This is a genomic window from Serratia sp. CoH_134_PS_4, from assembly GCF_058190535.1.
This window is the reverse complement of sequence record NZ_JBXWKI010000012.1, coordinates 165,443-186,592: the sequence shown is the minus strand read 5'-3', so window position 1 is coordinate 186,592 and position 21,150 is coordinate 165,443. Positions and strand designations below refer to the sequence as shown.

Sequence of the window (21,150 nt, the reverse complement as noted above, 5' to 3'; positions counted from 1 at the left end):
TGGGTTTCTTTGCTCAACGTCCGTCACGCAGCCGTTCAGCAAAGAAAAAAGCGGGCAGAGCGAACTGCCCGTCTGAGTGGTTACTCTAAAAAGTTTGTGCGGTAACAAGGCGGCAAGTTCGCGAATCCCCGGGAGCTTACAGCGGTAAGTGACCGGGGTGAGCGAACGCAGCCAACGCCGTTACCGCGCGCAATATGACGAGTAACTTAGGCAGTAGCGCGTTCGTTCCACGAATCGGAATGAATGATGTTGCCGTCTTTGTAGGTCCAGGTGATTTTTTCGTAACGCAATTCAATGCGCTCTAGGTGGTTGTGCTTCTCTTTAGAAGGATCCTTGATGTCATACATTTCAGGATTCACTTTCACCACTTTCACGTTTTCCAGTTTGGTGTTGAAGTACTCCACTTCCTGGCCCGCGTCGTTGATTTTGTACCACTTGAATTCCGCAGACTTGAGGGTCTGGCCGGTGGTCACCGCCTTGTACAGATACGGGCTGGACGAGTCGATTTCCTTGGTAAACAGGAATGGCGTATGGATACGTGTACCGGTCAGCTTGCCGGTGTTGTTGTCGGTCGGGATGTACAGGTTATGCTCCTGCGCCACCACTTCGATGCTGCCTTCACGATCCTGAACGTCCACCGACCCTTTAATGTCCGCGCCACCGTCGTCTTTCAGCCAAAGATAAACAGGAATTGCCATGGGGTTACTCTCCATTGTGTTGTAATGCGCCATCATCCTGAGATGGCGCCGGGTGTTTGCCGGGTATCTGGCAGGCATTGGCCTGCGGTACCAGACTGATTTCGACACGGCGGTTGAGCGCACGGCCCTCCGTGGTGTCGTTGGTTGCGACAGGGCGGCTTTCGCCATAACCCTGCACCGCAAAACAGCTTTCCGGTACATCGCCGGTATCGCGCATCCAGTTACGCACCGATTCGGCGCGCTTCAGGGACAGCGCCTGATTGAGCGCCGGATTACCGGTGTTGTCGGTGTGACCCGCCACCACAATCAGCCAACCCGCTTTGGCCTTAATGCCAACAAGTGAGTTCACCAGCATTTTGGTGGAGCCTGCTTTCAGCACGGATTTGCCTGAGTCGAACAGCGACAGGCTGTCGAGGCGGACAATTTTCGGTACCGGTTCTGGCTTCGGCTGCGGTTTAGGTGGTAGCGGTGGTGGAACATACGAGCGGATGGCATCCAGCACTGGCATGCGCAGACGCTCACCCTGATATAAACCGAGGCTCATCCGGACCGGTATGCCATTGCGTGCCCAGCCATCCAACTGCTCCGCATCGTCACGCAGGATGGCAACGGCGTCGGCTTTGGGTCCGAAATCATGCATCGGGATACGGTCATAGCGGGCAATATCGAAGCTCACACGCTGCAGCAGCTGGTGATTGTTCCAGCCAGTACTGACCAGCGCAGCAATGGCCGCCAGCGTGAAAATCCCGAACGCACAACGCCAGGTACGCCCACACGGCGTCAGGCCCCGTCCTTCGGGCAGCAGCGGCAGGATAAAATCCGGGAAGCGGGATATAACGGTACTGTCCGTTCCCAACGGCTGCCAGCCTGCCACCTGCTGCATCGCAGTGTGGCGGGAAAGCCACGCCGTCCAGGCCGATGTGGCCAGACTTCCGGCAAGGATCGGTCCCATTCCCCACAGAACCGCGGTAGGTGCAATAACAGGAACATCGGGGTTCTCATCCATAAAGACAGCTTTGACGTGCTGATGGAACCAGCTCATCAGGCTATTCATCAGCACCTGTTGCTGCATCGCAGGCGACCCACCGGTAGTGACCCATGCAGCGATTGAGCTCGGCGCTGAAGACTCACGCCAGCCCCTCACCCCTTCTCCCTGTATAGCTGCCTGCCAGAGCATGTCATTCATCATTGCGCTGCCAACCTGACCATTCAGAACCAGCGGCACAGAATGACCGGTTTCTTTACGCAACTGGCTGATTTGCCAGCGCAAGGCCAGCAGGCGACGGGTAAGCGCTTCGCTGTCGGCGTGTTTCTGCGGACAGACGCTGGCCATCACCGACAGCTGGCGCCCCCAGTCAGGTCGCAGCCACAGTACCTGGCGGGCTGCCAGCTCCAGATCCTGATGATCCACCACGCGGATCCAGCATCCCTGTGTGACCGTGAGCACCGGTGACTGCTGCGGCCAGGTCAGCGGCAGATCGCCACAGACCAGCACCACAGGCTGGCGGTAAGTGGCTTCCGGGAGGTCATCCAGACACAGGGTGACGTGATGCTCCGCACGACGACTGGCGACAGTCCAGAGCGCCAGGATAAGCCCCAGTATCGCCAGCAGAACGAGCACAGAATCCAGTCGGGTGACCTGCAGGAAACCCAGGCAGACCACGACACTCAGCAGGCCTGCCCACAGCGCAAGCCCGCGCTGTTGTGCAGGACTCATTTCACGGCTCCTGGCAGCAGGGTCAGCAGCATCTGCGTCAGCCAGTGATCCAGGCCCCACCAGAGTGCGGCAATCACAATCACGCTCAGGCCAATACGTACGGGCCATGACGCTAGCCAGCCGACCATTCCTCGTCCGGTACGGCTTTCCGCCAGTACCGGATGGGTTTGTGGATAGCTGAACGGCGTGACATGTTCACTGAGCGCGTTGACGAGCTTCTGGCGATCCGGATCTTTCAGGGAGCGGAAGTTCCCTAGGAATCCGAGCATCATGACCCGCTGGAAGCAGATCAGCACGGCATTGTCCAGTGCCGGTTCCCGCAGCACATCACGCATCCGGTCACACAGGGTGTCACCGGCGTCCATGGTGCCGAGGAAATGTCCCTGCAACGGAATGCCATACCACTGTACGCAGGCGTCATCCTCCACGCCGCGGCCTTTAACCGCCTCATCGAGCAGTGCGCACTGTGCGGTGAGGATATGCTGGCAGCCGGCTTCATCGAGTCCGCACGCTTTCAGCTCACGCTGCACATGTTCGACATCAGCAATGCAGCGCTCCCACAACGCGCGCCCTTCCCCCTCCTGGAACTGCGGGCCGTGGCGCAGGCTGATCACCTGCAGCCAGGTGTCCTGCAGCAGGGCATCAATATCAATGGACGCGGCCGCGCCGCGCTTACGCTCACTCATGTTCTCAGTACCGCAAAGAGTTCAAGTTCAGGCTCACCGAGCATACCCGGGACATAAAACATACAGGTGCCGCTCTGGAGCATGTCGGTGGCCAGCGGATGGGACACATCAAGGCTGAAATACTGGTTTTCCAGACGCAGCGGAATGGCGGCTGGTACATGGCGAAGCGGTGTCAGCGGAACCCCCACTCTAGATGAGTTAACAATCCCCCTGACATGATCCGGACTGCCCACCTTGCACTGGCGCGGGAACTGTTCCTGTAGCTGTGCCACCGGCATCGGTGAACGCACGGAGAGGTAGTAATCTGCCCCCTCGCGTAACCGCGGGTCATGCAGACGGGCCTGCCAGAAGTGAAGCCGTGTATCATGCTCAAGCTCAATCGCCACCACCCGCGACGGCAGGCTGGCCTCCAGCAGGTCGCCCAATAAATCAAACAGCGGTGGGAAAGCGGCATTCAACTGTTCATGCTGGTACGCAGGAATGGCGTTCACCTGATGTTCCAATGAGAACGTCAGCAGGCTGCCGGCAAGGCGCGCCAGTTCCGGATACAGACGCTCCGGCTGAGTTTGTAGATTACGGTGAAACTGCCCAAGCACGGGTTCGGCACTGTTCAGGGCATTGAGCAGCCAAAACAGGGACACGTCGGCTACGGCAAAATCTGCCATGCGCTCGTTACTTTCCCGGCGCATTGCCATCAGGCGACTTAGACGGGCACGCAGTTGCGTCATCAGCTGTTCCAACTGGGTCACTAGCCAGCGGCTGCCCTGGATGGTCAGGAGCGGGGGGAGAAACGTCTCATCGAGTTGCCACGCCCCCTGTGAATCCTGCTGCAAACGGGCGACTGGGCAGGTCAGGTAATCGCTGTTGTTCTGATGGGTGAAACGCAGCATCAGCTCTGGCTGCATCACCGCAATCTGGCGGGTATCATCTCCGAACATGTTACGGACATCCCGCCAGCGCTGGCGATAGCGAACAGGACGCCCGGCCACCTCATCGGGTTTAAGGCAGTTGTCGCCATTTGCCCGCAGCAGCGGAAGTACCAGAACCACCACCACATCCTGTGATTCCGCCTCAAGCGCCAGCACCGGTGGCAAGTCGTCAGCATTATCCGTGTCGATAAGCGTGCCATCAGGGAAACGGATGTGCAGATGGCGGGCCTGCAGGCGGCCCAGTTTCAGTGCATCCGGTTCAAAAGTGGCATCAATCACTCCCCAGGGCTGTGATAATCCCAGTCGGACAATGCCTTCCGCAGACCAGGCCGCATACGCAGCCTGTTGCTGGAAGTGCTGGGGAGAGACCATAATGCCCCTGCCCCATAACGGTTGTTCCGTTTTCATCGGCTTCCTGCCTTACGTTACGCTTTTGCCTTCGGCATCTGGGAAACCAGTGACAGATTGACGTCCATGCCTTCTACCTGGAAGTGCGGCACGGCATAGAGTTTCACGCGGAAGAAGCCCGGGTTATCCTCGATGTCTTCCACCACCACTTTCGCGTCACGCAGCGGGTGAGAGGCTTGCAACTCGTCGCCCGGATCGGTCATTTCGGTGACCAAACCACGCACCCAGGTGTTGAGCTCAAGCTCCAGTAGACGGCGGTCTTTGGTGGTACCGATATTTTCGCGCTGGATAAGCTTCAGGTAGTGCGCGATGCGCGACAGCAGGAAGATATATGGCAGACGCGAATTGATGCGGCTGTTAGCCGTCGCATCCGCGGTGTCATACAGCGCCGGTTTCTGGGTCGAGTTCGCCGAGAAAAAGCAGCTGTAGTCGCGATTCTTGTAGTAGGACAGCGGGATGAAGCCCAGATTCGCAAATTCAAACTCGCGGGTTTCCGGGATCATCACCTCTGACGGGATTTTCACCTGATTACCGGTACCCAGGTCGTACAGATGGATCGGCAGGTCTTTCACTGCGCCACCGGCCTGCGGGCCACGGATTTGTACACACCAGCCGTTGTTGATGAAGCTTTTCACCATGTTGGCGGCAAACGCAAAGGAGGCGTTGGTCCACAGGTATTTGTCGTGATCCGGGCCTTTCACTTCCTCGACATAATTGAAGCTGCGCACCGGCACGGTGTCCGGGCCATACGGCAGGCGACCCAGCACGCGAGGCATCACCAGACCGATATAACGAGAGTCGTCCGTCTCGCGGAAGGATTTCCACTTAATGTACTCGGCGCGGTCAAAGTAGTTGCCGATATCTTTAATCGCCGCGACTTCTTCCATCGAGTCCTTGAGGAAGAATTTCGGGCCCGCAGAACCAATAAATGGCATATGCGCGGCAGCTGAGACTTTAGAGATATTGCGCAACAGCGCGACGTCCTGCGCAGAGGCATCAAACTCATACGCAGAAATCAGTGCGGCAATCGGTTCCCCACCCGGGCTGTCGTATTCTGCGGTATAGGTGTGCTGGTATAATCCGCTCTGAATAATCTCCGGCGCATCTTCAAAATCCTGACGCAAATCGTCTTTCGACAGGTCCAGCAGCTCGATTTTGACGTTCTGGCGGAAATCGGTTTTGTCGACCAGGGATTTCAGCCCACGCCAGGTGCTTTCTGTTTGCTGAAATGCCTCATGATGCATGACTGCGTCCAACTGGCGGCTAATCTGAAAGTCCAATTCCGCGATATGGTGGTCAATCAGCGTTTTGTCCAGCTTCTCGATTTTTGAACCCGCTTTCGTCAGACACTCCAGAAAGACCTGCATCCCGGCAGTCAGACGCTCATCGGCGGTCGCATCCGACATCGCCTGGTTGTCCTGCCAGATATCCAGCGCACTCAGCTCTGACACCGGGTTCAGGTTGATTTTTTCAAACAGGGAGGCATACACACTGCCCGCGTCCTGACGCTCCAGCACGGTGCTTTCGCCACCCGTGGCGTTCTCATTTTTTACAGACATCAGCATTTTCTCTTCGTTAATCCGTTAAACATCACGACCGCTAGGCTTGCTTCGGTGCCAGAGCAGACAGTTCGCTGCGCAATTCAGCGCTCAGCGCTGGTTCGAGCAGAATTTTTTCCAGCTCTTTACGGAAGGTTTGGTTGTCTAAAAGATTGGCTTTGAGGTCGCGGAGCAAGTTGCGCATAGCGAGCATCGCCTTTAACTGGGGTATCTGGCGGGCAACCTGTTCAGGCTCGAAGTCTTTCATTTCATTGAAGGAAAGGCTGACGTTTTCCTCACTGCCATCGCCGGCCCGCGTGTTTACAACGGAAAGGTTTACAGAAGGGGAAAACTCGGCCATCACGCTGTCGAAGTTGTTTTTATTAACGTTGACCTTTTCACGCTCCGATAACGGACGTTGCTCGGCTCCGTTGCTGTAATCCCCTACCACCATTAATTTGAGAGGCAATTCGAATTTTTTCTGCGCCCCACCGACATGCAGGTCGAGTTTGATATTGACGCGCGCTTTGGGGATCTCGGACTGATAGGAGTTAGACATGGCTGTCCCTGTTCTATGAAATATATAGAAATGGTCAATGCCACCGTGAAATTAATAAGAAATATTAATAATGCCAGAGCAATTCTTCCCTTACGTCACCCAGCGACTTCAATAAAGCCAGGGTCAAAAGCAGGCACATTCCATTCACCAGCGAGCATGACACAATGTTTTTAAGCATTTTTCTGAAGCCGGAAGATTTCGGATAAATACCTATTGCCGGAGTGTAGAAATGTTAGCTGGGTCATTGGAAATAAATAAATGTAACATGATATTACAGAAAGTTAATTTAACAAAAATAGATCATCAAATTGATTAATAAGAGATTTCTTAGAAGATACTTTATAAACCGCATGGGGCAAGGGTATTCAGAAAGTGATCGGTTTGACTTAAGTTCAAGATGGGATAACTTACGACAACGTTGTAAGAAAAGTCTCATTTAAGGCTTTATTTAAAAAAATGAGAGGCCACGCATAACTGGGCAAGCAAAAATGCAACGAACAGACTTAGCGGCAAGGCCGCTATCTTTTACTTAAGATAAATTTATTTATTTCGTAACATACGGGGGTGAGGAAATCATGGGTTGTGCAACCCGGCTAAGAATATCGATTCTACTCTCCTATTCACACTCTCTGCGCTCCCAGGATAACGGCATGCGGTGCTTTCGACTGAAAAGGTACTATGCGCATCGATGCATCCCCCGCCGCCTCAGTAGTTCGAACCCTGTCAGTCTGTACCCCTGCCGGGCTTTGCCCTATTCGATTGGTAATCCCTGACGCTAACACCGCCATTTCCCCGAGTAACACTCTTAACAACATCGCATAGCGCCCGCCCTTAAACCGGCGGGTATTTTTATTTATGGAGACAAAACATGCAGACCGAACCGTCAGCGAAGCCAACATCCCAGTTCTTTTAACAACTCCATCAGAGCAAGGGAGGGGTGTTTGAGCAGAGCGTTATCAACATGTTCAAAAATCTTAGTGGGGACTACAAATCGAATAGTCCCTGCATATTCGGGAAAAAGATTATTGTGGAAGGTGTCGTAGAACACGACGAATGGGGATTTGGACTCAACTGGGGCTGGCAACGTGGCAAGTTAGCCGATCTTGAGCGCATGCGATGATACTCGATGGCCAACCTATTCACGACAACCGCCCCGATGTTACCCATCATCTGGGCGAACATATCCATGAGGAGCGCCACAGCACCCGCTATAAGGATGAGTCGTTTTCTATTAAGAATTTCAGAAGGGAATGGCGCGTATCACATTTAAGTGACTGGAACGGGTTGATAAGTTGAATGACATTATCGCCAGACATTATCCGGGAGCGCTGGCAACAAGATGAAACCGGAGGTGAATGATAACCTGTCCAATGTATTCTCATGGCTACCAGCGCAAGGCAGGCGGAATTGGCATACTGGATGGCATAAAACAAAAAAGCCCATGTTAATAAATAACATGAGCTAAATAATGGCGGAGGAGCAGAGATTCGAACTCTGGAACGGTTTCCCGTCGACGGTTTTCAAGACCGTTGCCTTCAGCCACTCGGCCACCCCTCCGCAACGAGCCGAACTATAAACAGAGCTGATCCGCTTGTAAAGCCCATTACTGTTCAACCGAACGAAAAACCAGCATTTGACACGCAAGCGTTGAAGAAACCATCAACTCCCGCTTAAGGTTGCAACAATGATAACTAAGGGTAAAGATTGGTAAACAAACTTTAATCAAACGCTTGCGCTGCCTATCATCGTCACTAATTTTGTGATGACCTGATAAGAGAGATCATTATGGACCGTATTGTCGTCTCATCCTCCTCGCGTGACTCGTTGCTGAGTACACATAAGGTTTTGCGTAACACGTATTTTCTACTTTCTTTGACGCTGGCGTTTTCGGCGCTTACCGCCACTGCCAGCACCATGTTGGGGCTGCCGGCACCGGGTCTGTTGCTGATGCTGGTCGGTTTTTATGGGTTAATGTTCCTGACCCACAAGCTGGCAAACAGCCCTGCGGGCATTCTGGCCGCATTCGCACTGACCGGTTTTATGGGTTATGCCCTGGGGCCAATCCTCAGTTCATTCATTAATACCGGTGCTGGCGACCTGATTATGCTTGCATTGGGTGGCACTGCCGTCGTGTTCTTCTGCTGTTCAGCCTACGTGCTGACCACGCGCAAGGATATGTCATTCCTGTCTGGGATGATGATGGCTGGGTTTGTGGTACTGCTGGTTGCCGTCATCGCTAACCTGTTCCTGCAGATCCCTGCCCTGCATCTGGCTATCAGCGCGCTGTTTATCTTGTTCTCCGCAGGCGCAATCCTGTGGGAGACCAGCAACATTATTCACGGCGGCGAGACTAACTATATCCGCGCCACCGTCAGCCTGTATGTGTCGCTGTACAACATGTTCATCAGCCTGTTGAGCATTTTAGGCTTCGCACGCAGCAACTGATATCGCACGTGATAAATACCTAAAGCCCCGCTCCGGCGGGGCTTTATTTTTTGCAGCGGCAAAGTTTGCTAAACTGGCGACCGTTCTGAATTACCCGTTACCGAGGCAGTATGTTGGAGTATGAAGGTCAGGTTATTGAAACCGACGCACAGGGTTACCTGAAAAATAGCGCCGACTGGCATGAGGCCCTCGCGCCTTTGCTGGCCGCCCAGGAAGAAATAACGCTTACCGAGGCACATTGGGAAGTCGTGCGTTTCGTACGCGGCTTTTACCTGGAGTTTAATACCTCACCGGCAATCCGCATGTTGGTCAAAGCCATGGCGCAGAAGTACGGTGAAGAGAAAGGCAACAGCCGCTATCTCTACCGTTTATTCCCCAAAGGGCCAGCCAAGCAGGCAACAAAAATAGCGGGTCTGCCAAAACCGGTAAAATGCATCTGATGCACTAATAGCGAATGCTGAAACCTTGATAATCGGCCGTGCCGCGTGGCTCTACCAGTACGCGATCGACACGTGCGCTACGCGGGCCGCCATTTTTCAGCCATTGCACCAGCTTGTCTACCTGCGGTTGTGCACCGCAGGCCACCACTTCAACGCTGCCGTCATCAAGATTACGCGCATAACCGCTTAATCCCAACGCAGTCGCCTGATGCTGAGTGTTATAGCGAAACCCTACGCCCTGCACCACGCCATAGACATACGCAGCAATGCAAACTTGTGTCATAATCGACCCCCTTATCACTATCGTTTATGGTATTGCCTGTGTTTCCGTACGGCGATATCACTCTTTTTACCTAGCTGGCAGCATTCTTAATTATGACCGTACGCCTGTTTCTCGCCAAAGGACGTGAAAAGTCCTTACTCCGTCGCCACCCATGGGTATTCTCTGGCGCTGTTCAACGTATTGAAGGTAAAGCCCTTTCCGGTGAAACCATTGATATTCATGACGCCCAGGGAAAATGGTTAGCGCGCGGCGCCTACTCGCCAGAATCGCAAATCCGCGCCCGTGTCTGGACTTTCCAGCATGATGAAGAGATTAACATCGAATTCTTCATCCGCCGCTTACAACAGGCGCAAAGCTGGCGCGACTGGGTTGCAGAACGTGACGGGCTAGATGGCTATCGCCTGATCGCCGGTGAGTCCGACGGCATGCCGGGTATCACTATCGATCGCTTCCAGAACTTCCTGGTACTGCAATTGCTGTCCGCAGGGGCCGAATATCAGCGTGCTCCGCTGATTACCGCTTTGCAACACTGCTACCCGGAGTGTGCCATCTACGATCGTTCAGATGTCGCGGTGCGTAAAAAAGAAGGTTTGCCGTTGGCGCAAGGCTTGGTTGTGGGCGATCTGCCCCCTGATTTGCTGCCAATCACCGAACATGGCATGAAACTGCTGGTCGATATCCAGCAAGGCCATAAAACCGGTTTTTACCTTGACCAACGTGACAGTCGCCTGGCTGCCCGCAATTATTCTGCCGGCCGACGTGTACTTAACTGCTTCTCCTATACCGGCGCCTTCGCCGTATCGGCACTGATGGGCGGTTGTACTCAGGTGATCAGTGTCGACACATCGCAAGCGGCACTGGATATTGCCAAACAGAACGTCGAACTGAACCAGCTTGATCTGAGCAAAGCCGAATTTGTGCGTGATGACGTATTCCAGCTGTTGCGCGCCTACCGTACCCAGGGTGAGAAATTCGATCTGATCATTATGGATCCGCCGAAGTTCGTCGAAAACAAGAATCAATTGGCCAGTGCATGCCGCGGATACAAAGATATCAACATGTTGGCACTGCAGTTGCTGAATCCGGGCGGCATTTTGCTCAGCTTCTCGTGTTCCGGTCTGATGCCAACCGAACTATTCCAGAAAATTTTGGCCGATGCCGCTGTAGACGCCGGGCGTGATGTACAATTTATAGAGCAGTATCGTCAGGCTGCCGATCACCCGGTTATCGCGACTTATCCTGAAGGGCTGTATTTGAAAGGGTTTGCGTGTCGGGTGATGTAACTTGAAATACGCTGTTTTGCCCTCATATAGAGAGTAAGGCACTGTTTCTCAGGAGGTCATCATGATTGCCAGCAAATTCGGTATCGGACAACAAGTTCGGCATAAGCTGCTGGGGTATTTGGGGGTCGTGATTGATATCGATCCTGAATACTCTATGGAGCAGCCTAAAGCTGATGAAATAGCAGCGAATACTGACCTGCGTTTTGCCCCTTGGTACCACGTGGTGATGGAAGACGAAGAAGGGCAACCGGTGCATACCTATCTGGCGGAAGCACAGTTAGATGGGGAAGCGCAGGACGCTCATCCTGAACAGCCATCGCTGGATGAATTGGCGGAATCTATCCGTCACCAGTTACAAGCCCCCCGCCTGCGCAATTGATGTGCCAGGCCTGAGAAACACCCATAAGGGCCTGGCACGATGCCAGGCCTTTTATTTTATTTAGCGCTCTAGCCCCAAACGCGGGATCTCGATTTTAGGGCAACGATCCATCACTACTTTCAGCCCTGCCTCGGCCGCCAATGCCGCAGCCTGCTCATTAATGACGCCTATTTGCAACCACAATGCCTTGGCACCGATCGCAATGGCGTCTTGCGCCACCTCATAGGCCGCTTCTGAATTTCGGAATACATCGACCATATCTACCGGCTGTGGGACATCATTTAGCGTGGCATAGACCTGTTGACCGAGCAGTGTTTGCCCCGCCAACTTTGGGCTGACCGGTATAACCTGATATCCCTGCGAAAGTAGATAGGCCATCACACCAAAGCTAGGCCGGTTGGGTTTATCACTGGCGCCAACCAGTGCAATGGTTTTCACCTGCTGTAGCAGGCCGGCAATGTCATGATCTTGCATTCTCCGCTCCCAATTATTCACGGGTATTTTCCTACCTCGAGTGTAACCCATTGATCTGGGATCGGCTAAACGCACACGCATGGAAACTCCCAGCCATTTTTGCGGTCTGATGCTGTCACTGCCAGCATGTGCTGCGCCCAATAAATGTCAAAATAAATATAAATGTGTACATTTGTAAATTAAATGGTAATGCTGAAAAACTTTGACACAGTCTGTAGCCTGTTCAACACTAATAGCGATGCCACTTATAAGGAGATAACGATGAAATTTGGTCTGATGGTTGCGGGGCTGCTCAGCATCAGTATTAGCATGCCTGCCGTAGCTACGACCCTGAAACTCTCCCCCGACATCGACCTGTTGGTGGTCGACGGCAAGAAAATGACAGGATCGTTGTTAAAAGGTGCCGACAGTTTAGAACTGGATGGTGGGCAGCATCAGTTGCTGTTTAAAGTGGCTAAGTCAGTACGTACAGGGCAGAGCGATCGCACGGCTTACACCTCTCTGCCGCTGATTGCGACCTTCAATACGCAGAATGTGAGTTCCGTTGCCATTGAGCTGCCACGTATTGAAAATGTTCGGGATGGCCAGAGATTCGATAAAACACTTAACTATCAGGTTATTGATAAAAATGGCAACGCGCTGGCCATGAGGCACGACGTACTGCACCCTGATGGCGCTACGCTCAGTGCCGACCTGGAAAAAGTGATGGCCGATTACAATAGCCAGAATCGCCCAGCCTCAGTGCCGGCCTTTTCACAGGTTCGCGCCACCGCGCCAACCTCCCCTCTGGCCAGTGCAGCGTTAAACGCCCCGACGGTGACGCTGAAAGGTGAAAACGTTTCTGAACAGATGCTGCAATACTGGTTCTTACAAGCAGACAAAGAGACGCAGAAGCGTTTTCTCCATTGGGCAAACAAGCAGCCTGTGCATTAAGCTTCTGGCGCCTTTTATCTAAAGGCGCGCTTTCTTCGCATTTTCAGGTGTAAACGCTAGGCAGTGAAAAGCAGTTTCAGTAATCTGTCGCACATCACCTGACTCGCGAAGGACACCAAGATGGAATTTACTACCCGCACTATCGCCGCGCGCAAACATATTGCGCTGGTGGCACACGATCACCGTAAACAAGCCCTGCTTGCATGGGTTGAAGACAATAAGTCCGTGCTAGAACAGCATCAACTGTATGCCACCGGCACCACGGGCAACCTGATCCAACGTGCCAGCGGCATTCCTGTACAAAGCATGCTGAGTGGGCCAATGGGCGGTGATCAACAGGTCGGTGCGCTGATTGCCGAAGGCAAAATTGATATGCTGATTTTCTTCTGGGACCCGTTGAATGCGGTTCCACATGATCCCGATGTGAAAGCGCTGCTGCGCCTGGCCACCGTCTGGAATATCCCCGTCGCGACCAACCGCTCTACAGCCGACTTCCTCATCGACTCATCGCTGTTCAAAAGTGAAGTTGGAATCGCGATCCCTGACTATCAACGCTATTTGCAGGATCGTCTGAAGTAACGATGAAGGCCTGGCCACCGCCAGGCCTTAGGCTTAAGGTTTCTTCTGCGATGGCACACCGAGATCTTGCAGTTGTTCAACAAACACTGACGGACGCTCAGGATCCTGCAACAGCCACACTTGGTGTTTGGCGCGAGTCAACGCCACATACAGCAACCGCCGCTCCTCCGCATCTGGGAAGTCTTCCGGTTGAGGTAACAACACATCTTCCAGAACGGACTCACGTGCGACAGCAGGGAAGCCATCGTTGCCGTCGTGCAAACCGGCAATAATCACATATTCAGCCTGCTGTCCTTTACTGGCATGGATAGTCATAAACTCAATAGTCAGTTTGGGCCAACGGGTTGCGGCTTTAGACAGCACTTGCGGTTTCAAATGATGGTAACGGGCTAATACCAAAATGCGCTCTTCAGGCTTAGCGTAACCACTCAGCTTATCCAATAAGTTCTCAAGCTGTTCATGCGGTAAAAGGGCTACCGATTTCTTATTGCCTTTACTCAGGCTGTTCAACGGTTTTTTCAGCTGATGAGGGTTCTGCTGCACAAAGCGATTCGCCACCTCACCGATACGTTCATTAAAACGATAAGTGGTATCAAGTGCGCACTGGGCACCTTCGCCAAAGTTCTCGGCAAATGCGGTGGTGAGCGTCAGTTCGGCACCGCTGAAGCGGTAAATCGCCTGCCAATCGTCTCCCACGGCAAACAGACAAGTTTGTTTATTCTGTTTACGCAGTGCAGCCAATAATTGCGCACGTTGTGGTGAGATATCCTGGAATTCATCCACCAGGATATGCTTCCACGGGCTGACAAAGCGCCCTTTTTCCAAAACATTGACCGCCTGATGGATCAGACCAGAGAAGTCGACCGCACCTTCCTCTTTTAACGCCCCCTTCCAGGCTTTCAGCAAGGGTGCCATCAACCGGATGCGTTTTGAAAACAGGTCACGGACCTCTTCATCTGCCTGCTCTATCATCTCTGCCTGGCTACCCCCGTGCATGCGCATCAGCCCCAACCAGCGCTCGAGCCGCCCCGCCAGGCGTTCAGCCAGGCGTTTGTCATGCCAAAAATCGCCTTCAGGCACCTCCCACTCAAGTTCTTCCGTTAACCATTGACGCCACCCTTTGGCCTGCGTTTTTTTCTCTGCACATTGCTGTTGCCAATGCGTCATCAGCAAAGCGCGCCGAGCCTTGCTGTCGGTTTCCAGCTTACTGATCGCCGGCACTTTGCGATTACCCTGTTGGATGATCTGCAGCGCCAGGGCATGGAACGTTTTGGCCTGAATAGCCACCTTACCCAAACGCGCCTGAATACGTTCGTTCATCTCTTCTGCCGCCTGACGACCAAACGCCAGCAGCAATATCTGCCCGGGCTCAGCCTCCTGACGGCGCAGCAACCAACCTGCGCGAGCCACCAGCACCGAGGTTTTGCCGCTCCCGGCCCCCGCCAGTACCAATACGGAGTCTTCTCCATTGACCACGGCGCGGCTTTGCGAATCATTCAGCGGTGAACTTTCGATGTTTTGGAAGAAATCGTGATGCGTCTCCAACATGCGTTCTGTCCACTGTTGATTGCGATGTGCAACGCTGCGTAAGCCGTGCTGCAACCATTGTTGGCAAAGCTGATAATCATCCCGACAGTTGTCGAACGCCTCAAGACGTGCCACCGGCATTGGCAGGGCGCCAAATGACTGACGGATTTGTTGCTGTAATTTGCCCAGTTCGGATTTTTTAAACCACTTATCCTGTTGCTCGATACGTTGGATATGCTCAACCTGTTCTTGCAACACCCCCGAGCTGACCTCGCTCATCTCCGCGCTCCACTGCTGCCAGGCCTGTTGCAAGTAATGATAGAAGCGCTGAGTTTCCTGCCATTCAGTACCATGCAAGCGCACGACTTTCTCATCTGGCAGCTCAAACTCCAGCTCGCCCCAGACGATACCGCGTTTGCATCTGACCTGAATTAATTGATTGAAAGGAATAAGGTATTCATGCTTTTCACCGCTCACCTCAACACCGGCGTGCAACAACCGCACACGATTGTAAGGATGCTGAGCCAGGTGTTTCCCCAGCGATGTCGCTTTAAGTTCCATATCGTCGCGCCATAACCATGTTGAGTTTAAATAACGGATACCTGCCAGTTTACCTGTGATAAGCAGTGGCACTCTAGCGCTAAAAAAAGGGTAGAATAGAATTTGCGTTTTGATACCAAGCGCAACCGCATCGCGGTTTGGCCATCATTAGAGCAGAATGACGACTATGCGTACTGTACTGAATATTCTTAATTTTGTGTTGGGCGGTTTTTTCACCACCCTTGGCTGGCTGGTCGCAACGATATTTAGCGTTGTGCTGATCATCACCCTGCCACTGACCCGTTCCTGCTGGGAAATCACCAAGCTGTCTTTAGTGCCTTTCGGCAACGAAGCCATTCACGTAAATGAACTGTATCCGGAAAAAAGCAACGTGCTACTTTCCGCCAGCGGTTCGCTACTTAATATCATCTGGCTGATCCTGTTCGGCTGGTGGTTGTGCCTGTCACATATCGCCGCAGGTATTGTGCAGTGCGTGACAATTATTGGTATTCCGGTGGGAATTGCCAATTTCAAAATTGCCGCTATTGCCCTGTGGCCAGTGGGTCGTCGCGTGGTATCAGTTGAAATGGCACAACAAGCCAGAACTGAAAATGCACGGCGTCAGTATCAACAGCGTTAATTTTTTCTCCGTCTGAGGAGTTTTTCGTGCTTTCTTTTGCACCAGCAATACGCCGTTATGCCTACAACAGCAACCTGCTTTATGACCTGCGCATTTTTATCGCGCTGGCCGGCGCAGCCGCCGTACCTTGGTGGCTCGCCATCCCCAAGCTCACCATTCCGCTGACGCTGGGTGTCGTGGCAGCGGCATTGACCGATCTGGATGACCGTTTGACTGGCAGACTGCGTAATCTGGTGATCACGCTGGTCTGCTTCTTTGTTGCGTCCGCCTCCATTGAACTGCTGTTCCCTTATCCCTGGTTGTTTGCTCTTGGCCTGACCACGTCAACCTGCGGCTTTATATTGCTGGGCGCGTTGGGGCAACGTTACGCCACCATTGCGTTTGGAGCTTTACTGATCGCAGTGTATACCATGCTCGGCGCCTCGATGTATGACGCGTGGTATCAACAACCGACGTTGCTGATCCTTGGCGCTCTTTGGTACAACCTGCTGACATTGATTGGTCACCTGATTTTCCCCATCCGCCCTTTGCAGGAAAATTTGGCGCGTTGTTATAATCAGTTGGCGAATTATCTGGATGCCAAGGCCAACCTGTTTGATCCCGACGTCGAACATGATGCAGACTTGCCGTGGATGGACGTTGCCATGGCCAACAGTGCGCTGATGACGACGCTTAACCAGGCCAAGGTTTCATTACTGACCCGATTAAAAGGCGACCGCGGCCAGCGTGGGACCCGCCGCACATTGCACTACTATTTTGTTGCACAAGACATACATGAGCGTGCCAGTTCCGCCCACGTTCAGTATCGGGAGCTCAGTCGACAATTCCGTCATAGCGATATCCTGTTTCGTTTTCAGCGTTTGCTCAGTATGCAGGCGCGCGCATGCCAACAGTTGGCACAATCGATTTTGCTGCGGCAAAAGTACCAACATAACCCACGTTTTGAACCGGCATTTGGGCGTATCGATGAAGCGTTAGCGCAGATTACCGTTACCCCAGAGAACCGTGAGTTAACGAAAGCATTGACGCACCTGTTGAAAAATTTACGTGCGATTGACGCGCAGTTGGCGAATATCGAGTCTGAACAAGCACTGGCCAACGGCCAGGCGGAAGAAAACAGCTTGTCAGATGATCGTCTCACCGGCTGGAGCGATATTCGCTTACGTATTAGTCGCCATTTGACACCTCAGTCGGCCCTGTTCCGCCACGCCATTCGCATGTCAGTGGTGCTGTGCATCGGTTACGCCTTTATTCAGTTTACCGGTATGCAGCACGGTTATTGGATCCTGCTCACCAGCCTGTTTGTCTGCCAACCCAATTACAATGCCACGCGTCGCAGGCTTGCTCTGCGTATTATCGGCACGCTAGCCGGTATTCTTATCGGCCTGCCAATTCTCTATTTCGTGCCTTCGATTGAAGGACAAATGGTGCTGATTGTTATTAGCGGCGTCCTGTTTTTCGCTTTTCGAACCGTGCAGTATGCGCATGCCACCATGTTTATTACCTTACTGGTGTTGCTGTGCTTTAACCTGCTGGGTGAAGGCTTTGAAGTGGCCGCCCCCCGCGTTTACGACACCATTTTGGGGTGTGCTATCGCTTGGGCAGCGGTCAGTTTCATTTGGCCAGACTGGAAATTCCGCCAATTACCGGCAATCGTCAGTAAAACAATGAACGCAAACTGCCGTTATCTGGACGCAATTTTGGTGCAGTACCATCAGGGTAAAGATAACGGCCTTCCATACCGGATCGCCCGCCGGGATGCGCACAACAGTGACGCAGAGTTGGCCTCGGTGATTTCGAATATGTCTGCCGATCCCAAAGCCAATAAAGAGGTTCAGGATGCAGCCTTCCGGCTGCTGTGTTTGAACCACACATTACTGAGCTATATCTCTGCGCTGGGTGCACACCGTGAACGACTGAATAATTCCGCAACGCTGGATCTGCTGAACGACGCAGTATGTTATGTCGACGGTGCGCTGCATCTGGAAGAACAAGACAATCTGCGCATTACCCAGGCTTTGGAAAGCCTGGCTGAACGTATCCAACACGCGGCACCAGAACCGGAAAGCAAAGATCAATTGGTATTGCAGCAAATTGGGCTGGTAATTGAACTGTTGCCAGAACTCACGATGCTTAATGCACAAATAGGCAAATCGGCATGATTATTCGGGGTCTTTTATGAGGCCCCTAACGTCTGGATGATGCCCATGACGAAGCAACGACACGGTTCGCTCAAACCAACAGGTCAACTCGCTACGCAATTCAGAAGGTAAAGCCGCATGGTGATAACCGGCAATAGCCCCACCCAAGGAAAGCAGCACCCGTAGACCCAGGTTATGTTGCTGCTGCAATAAGCGAAGATAACTACGTTTAGCACCGTTCAACCGCAAGTCATAGACATTACGAATACCCGCTCGCCAGAGTAAACGCTCCATATTGATATCGATGTTTGGCAAGGTTTTAAGCCGACTCTGGTTATCTGTTTTGACTTGGAGCTCTCTGCGAGCTTCGCGAATAGCCTGCCAGGCGAGCCCAACGAGTTCATCGCGATCCCGCCACAAAGCCTCATCCACCCAGTAATAACGCATGGTAATTGGCACCCCTCGCTTGGAGTAAACCATATTGACCATCCCGCGTGCACGAAAGGCGGGTTCCAAGGAATCCGTCGCCCGAAGGTACAGTTCTCCTTCAGCGATCAAGGCGAACATGACGCCGTCGGCCAGTAGCCCGTAACCACCGAATTGCGAGCGTGTAGTGATAACCCCTAATGCGTAAAAACAGGCTTTGGCCTGTGCGACCATTCCCGATGATGTCCCTTTCATAATGTTCTCCTGGTGTGAGTTACCGTCCTATCATTCCCCTCATCAATGAAATAAAGGTAACGTGAACAAGTAATTAGAAAAATACGCACTATCCGCAGCGATGCCAATCACTAAAGTTCATCGTCTAAAAAACAATCGCAATTATGAGACCTACTACGAATATTTGGGTTGATCTTATTCACAACAGGATGTACTGTATAAACATACAGTGACACTACGGGCGGGATACTTTATGCGTACTCAATCACTCTACAAACCCCATTTCAGCCACACCTCTTTTGCGGTGAACAATGCTGCAGAAAACACAGATGCCGGCAAAAAGAATGGCCTTATCAGTGAACTTGTTTACAACGAGCATCAGCCCGCTGTGGCACAATTGTTATTGCCCCTGTTGCAGCAACTAGGTCTGCAATCTCGCTGGCTGTTATGGCTGACTCCGCAACAAAAGCTGAGCAAATTATGGTTACAGCAGTCTGGGCTGCCGGTCGAAAAAGTGGTGCAGCTTAGCCAAATCAGTTCGCTAGATACGGTTGAAGCAATGGAAAAGGCGTTGCTGACAGGTAACTATAGTGTCGTACTTGGATGGCTACCCGACCTTACAGAAGAAGATCGTCTAAAATTAAGGCGTGCGGCAGAATTAGGTAACGCTTACGGGTTCATTATGCGTCCTCAACGTGACATAAACCCGGTTCACGGACACTGTTCTACCCTAAAAATTCACTCTTCTTTGTATCATTAAGTAAATTTAGGATTTTTCCCATCATTTTCATCACCCTCTAAGGGAACCTTTCAGGGATCAGGGACAAAGCGAGTGCGGCTGCGGTTCCGCACCAAAAAACGAGCGTAGATTTGCTCGTTTTTTGGTCGGTTAATGTTAGCAAATATGTACAATTCTGCGTTTTTTTTTAGAGCTTTATCACATCACACTTGTAACTTTCGCGCCACGTTGTAGACTTTACATCGCCAAGGTTGCTCTATAACGCCAGATAAACTGGCCGAGTAACAAACGAGGGCTCAAACCTTGGCGAAGGAATTTAACCAAGGGCTTAAAACAGCTTTAAAGCTCATTGCCTATTTGGATGATAACGAGGCGCAAAATGAAAAAGACAGCTATCGCATTAGCAGTGGCACTGGCTGGTTTCGCTACCGTAGCGCAAGCCGCCCCAAAAGATAATACCTGGTACACTGGTGCTAAACTGGGCTGGTCCCAGTACCATGACACTGGTTTCTACGGCAACGGCTATGATAACCGCATTGGTAATGGCCCTACCCATAAAGATCAACTGGGTGCTGGTGCGTTCCTGGGTTACCAGGCGAACCAATACCTGGGCTTCGAGCTGGGCTATGACTGGCTTGGCCGTATGCCTTACAAAGGCAGCGTGAACAACGGTGCTTTCAAAGCGCAGGGCGTTCAACTGGCCGCTAAACTGAGCTACCCAATCATGGACGATCTGGACATCTACACTCGTCTGGGCGGCATGGTATGGCGTGCAGACTCCAAAGCTAACTACGGTGCAACTGGCCAACGTCTGAGCGATCACGACACTGGCGTTTCTCCGTTGGCAGCTGTTGGTGTTGAATACGCACTGACCAAAAACTGGGCTACCCGCCTGGACTACCAATTCGTTAGCAACATCGGTGATGCAGGTACTGTCGGCGCTCGTCCAGACAACACCATGCTGAGCCTGGGTGTTTCTTACCGTTTCGGTCAGGATGATGTTGTTGCTCCAGTTGCTCCAGCACCAGCTCCAGCTCCAGTTGTTGAAACCAAGCGTTTCACTCTGAAGTCTGACGTGCTGTTCAACTTCAACAAATCTACTCTGAAAGCACAAGGCCAACAGGCTCTGGACCAGCTGTACACTCAGCTGAGCTCTATGGATCCTAAAGATGGCTCTGTTGTAGTTCTGGGTTACACCGACGCAGTTGGTTCAGAGCAATACAACCAGAAACTGTCTGAAAAACGCGCACAAAGCGTTGTTGATTACCTGGTATCTAAAGGTATTCCTTCAGACAAAATCTCTGCACGTGGTATGGGCAAAGCTGATTCCGTCACTGGTAACACCTGTGGCTACAAATCTGGCCGTGCTACTAAAGCACAGATCGATTGCCTGGCACCAGATCGTCGCGTAGAGATCGAAGTTAAAGGTATCAAAGACGTTGTAACTCAGCCACAAGGCTAAGCTACCGCTCTTAGTAAAAAACCCCGCATTGCGGGGTTTTTTTTCGTCCAGAACATGTGAGATTAGCAATAACAATGCTCTCGCAGGTTA

General features: G+C 52.4%; 20 protein-coding genes, 1 tRNA gene and 1 pseudogene. 11 read left to right on the top strand and 11 right to left on the bottom strand.

Annotation, left to right across the window (positions count from 1 at the left end):
- Window positions 1–206: 206 nt before the first annotated feature.
- From hcp to tssB, 6 genes are read right to left on the bottom strand one after another with little or no spacing between them, the layout of a single operon-like run.
- Complete coding sequence (gene hcp, locus AC2FCQ_RS18815; protein ID WP_024558534.1) at window positions 207–698, bottom strand: type VI secretion system effector Hcp; 492 nt, start codon at window positions 696–698, stop codon at window positions 207–209.
- 4 nt (window positions 699–702) lie between these two features.
- Window positions 703–2,415, bottom strand: coding sequence for an OmpA family protein (locus tag AC2FCQ_RS18810; RefSeq protein WP_490308714.1), 1,713 nt, complete (start codon window positions 2,413–2,415; stop codon window positions 703–705).
- Window positions 2,412–3,101 (bottom strand): type VI secretion system protein TssL, short form, encoded by a 690-nt coding sequence (gene tssL / locus AC2FCQ_RS18805; RefSeq protein ID WP_490308715.1) that lies wholly within the window; start codon window positions 3,099–3,101, stop codon window positions 2,412–2,414. Before tssL ends, AC2FCQ_RS18810 begins: the two co-directional genes overlap by 4 nt.
- Window positions 3,098–4,438, bottom strand: coding sequence for a type VI secretion system baseplate subunit TssK (gene tssK / locus AC2FCQ_RS18800; protein ID WP_490308716.1), 1,341 nt, complete (start codon window positions 4,436–4,438; stop codon window positions 3,098–3,100). Before tssK ends, tssL begins: the two co-directional genes overlap by 4 nt.
- Before the next feature lie 17 nt (window positions 4,439–4,455).
- Complete coding sequence (gene tssC, locus AC2FCQ_RS18795; protein WP_209632623.1) at window positions 4,456–6,003, bottom strand: type VI secretion system contractile sheath large subunit; 1,548 nt, start codon at window positions 6,001–6,003, stop codon at window positions 4,456–4,458.
- A 34-nt stretch (window positions 6,004–6,037) separates the two neighbouring features.
- The gene (tssB, locus tag AC2FCQ_RS18790; protein ID WP_490308717.1) at window positions 6,038–6,535 is read right to left on the bottom strand and encodes a type VI secretion system contractile sheath small subunit; all 498 of its coding nucleotides are present in this window, start codon (window positions 6,533–6,535) and stop codon (window positions 6,038–6,040) included.
- 913 nt (window positions 6,536–7,448) lie between these two features.
- Here tssB and AC2FCQ_RS18785 point away from each other — a divergent pair.
- Window positions 7,449–7,878 (top strand): annotated as a pseudogene (locus AC2FCQ_RS18785) (DUF4942 domain-containing protein); the annotation flags it as partial.
- Window positions 7,879–8,004: 126 nt separating this feature from the next.
- Here AC2FCQ_RS18785 and AC2FCQ_RS18780 read toward each other — a convergent pair.
- Window positions 8,005–8,092, bottom strand: a tRNA-Ser gene (locus AC2FCQ_RS18780).
- A 228-nt stretch (window positions 8,093–8,320) separates the two neighbouring features.
- Here AC2FCQ_RS18780 and yccA point away from each other — a divergent pair.
- Both yccA and tusE read left to right on the top strand, forming a co-directional pair.
- A complete protein-coding gene (gene yccA / locus AC2FCQ_RS18775) occupies window positions 8,321–8,980 on the top strand; it encodes an FtsH protease modulator YccA (RefSeq protein WP_004942825.1) in 660 nt (219 codons plus the stop codon).
- 110 nt (window positions 8,981–9,090) lie between these two features.
- A complete protein-coding gene (gene tusE / locus AC2FCQ_RS18770) occupies window positions 9,091–9,420 on the top strand; it encodes a sulfurtransferase TusE (RefSeq protein WP_037419323.1) in 330 nt (109 codons plus the stop codon).
- Between the two features lie 4 nt (window positions 9,421–9,424).
- On the opposite strand, the gene yccX is transcribed toward tusE, so the two are convergent.
- Window positions 9,425–9,703 carry an acylphosphatase gene (yccX, locus tag AC2FCQ_RS18765; protein ID WP_490308718.1) on the bottom strand — a complete coding sequence of 93 codons (279 nt, stop codon included), beginning with the start codon at window positions 9,701–9,703 and terminating at the stop codon, window positions 9,425–9,427.
- 92 nt (window positions 9,704–9,795) lie between these two features.
- On the opposite strand from yccX, the gene rlmI reads away from it, so the two are divergent.
- Window positions 9,796–10,986, top strand: a complete 1,191-nt coding sequence (gene rlmI / locus AC2FCQ_RS18760) for a 23S rRNA (cytosine(1962)-C(5))-methyltransferase RlmI (protein WP_265555116.1) — start codon at window positions 9,796–9,798, stop codon at window positions 10,984–10,986.
- 61 nt (window positions 10,987–11,047) lie between these two features.
- The gene (gene hspQ / locus AC2FCQ_RS18755) at window positions 11,048–11,365 is read left to right on the top strand and encodes a heat shock protein HspQ (protein ID WP_020826181.1); all 318 of its coding nucleotides are present in this window, start codon (window positions 11,048–11,050) and stop codon (window positions 11,363–11,365) included.
- Window positions 11,366–11,425: 60 nt separating this feature from the next.
- On the opposite strand, the gene AC2FCQ_RS18750 is transcribed toward hspQ, so the two are convergent.
- Window positions 11,426–11,839 carry a CoA-binding protein gene (locus AC2FCQ_RS18750; protein WP_209632608.1) on the bottom strand — a complete coding sequence of 138 codons (414 nt, stop codon included), beginning with the start codon at window positions 11,837–11,839 and terminating at the stop codon, window positions 11,426–11,428.
- Window positions 11,840–12,100: 261 nt separating this feature from the next.
- Between AC2FCQ_RS18750 and AC2FCQ_RS18745 the strand changes: the two genes are divergently transcribed.
- Together AC2FCQ_RS18745 and AC2FCQ_RS18740 are read left to right on the top strand one after the other, a co-directional pair.
- A complete protein-coding gene (locus AC2FCQ_RS18745) occupies window positions 12,101–12,772 on the top strand; it encodes a DUF2057 family protein (protein WP_209632607.1) in 672 nt (223 codons plus the stop codon).
- Window positions 12,773–12,892: 120 nt separating this feature from the next.
- Window positions 12,893–13,351 (top strand): methylglyoxal synthase, encoded by a 459-nt coding sequence (locus tag AC2FCQ_RS18740; RefSeq protein ID WP_490308720.1) that lies wholly within the window; start codon window positions 12,893–12,895, stop codon window positions 13,349–13,351.
- Window positions 13,352–13,384: 33 nt separating this feature from the next.
- Here the strand turns inward: AC2FCQ_RS18740 and helD are convergent, their stop codons facing one another.
- The gene (helD, locus tag AC2FCQ_RS18735) at window positions 13,385–15,439 is read right to left on the bottom strand and encodes a DNA helicase IV (protein WP_490308721.1); all 2,055 of its coding nucleotides are present in this window, start codon (window positions 15,437–15,439) and stop codon (window positions 13,385–13,387) included.
- A gap of 166 nt (window positions 15,440–15,605) precedes the next feature.
- On the opposite strand from helD, the gene AC2FCQ_RS18730 reads away from it, so the two are divergent.
- Both AC2FCQ_RS18730 and yccS read left to right on the top strand, forming a co-directional pair.
- Window positions 15,606–16,058 (top strand): YccF domain-containing protein, encoded by a 453-nt coding sequence (locus tag AC2FCQ_RS18730; RefSeq protein ID WP_490308722.1) that lies wholly within the window; start codon window positions 15,606–15,608, stop codon window positions 16,056–16,058.
- 26 nt (window positions 16,059–16,084) lie between these two features.
- Window positions 16,085–18,220, top strand: a complete 2,136-nt coding sequence (gene yccS / locus AC2FCQ_RS18725) for a YccS family putative transporter (protein WP_209632603.1) — start codon at window positions 16,085–16,087, stop codon at window positions 18,218–18,220.
- Here yccS and AC2FCQ_RS18720 read toward each other — a convergent pair whose 3' ends face one another.
- Window positions 18,221–18,880, bottom strand: a complete 660-nt coding sequence (locus AC2FCQ_RS18720; RefSeq protein ID WP_209632602.1) for a TfoX/Sxy family DNA transformation protein — start codon at window positions 18,878–18,880, stop codon at window positions 18,221–18,223.
- Between the two features lie 232 nt (window positions 18,881–19,112).
- Here AC2FCQ_RS18720 and sulA point away from each other — a divergent pair, with 232 nt between their 5' ends.
- Together sulA and ompA are read left to right on the top strand one after the other, a co-directional pair.
- Window positions 19,113–19,619, top strand: a complete 507-nt coding sequence (gene sulA, locus AC2FCQ_RS18715) for an SOS-induced cell division inhibitor SulA (protein WP_490308723.1) — start codon at window positions 19,113–19,115, stop codon at window positions 19,617–19,619.
- Window positions 19,620–19,977: 358 nt separating this feature from the next.
- Complete coding sequence (gene ompA, locus AC2FCQ_RS18710; protein ID WP_490308724.1) at window positions 19,978–21,060, top strand: porin OmpA; 1,083 nt, start codon at window positions 19,978–19,980, stop codon at window positions 21,058–21,060.
- The last annotated feature ends 90 nt before the right edge of the window (window positions 21,061–21,150 follow it).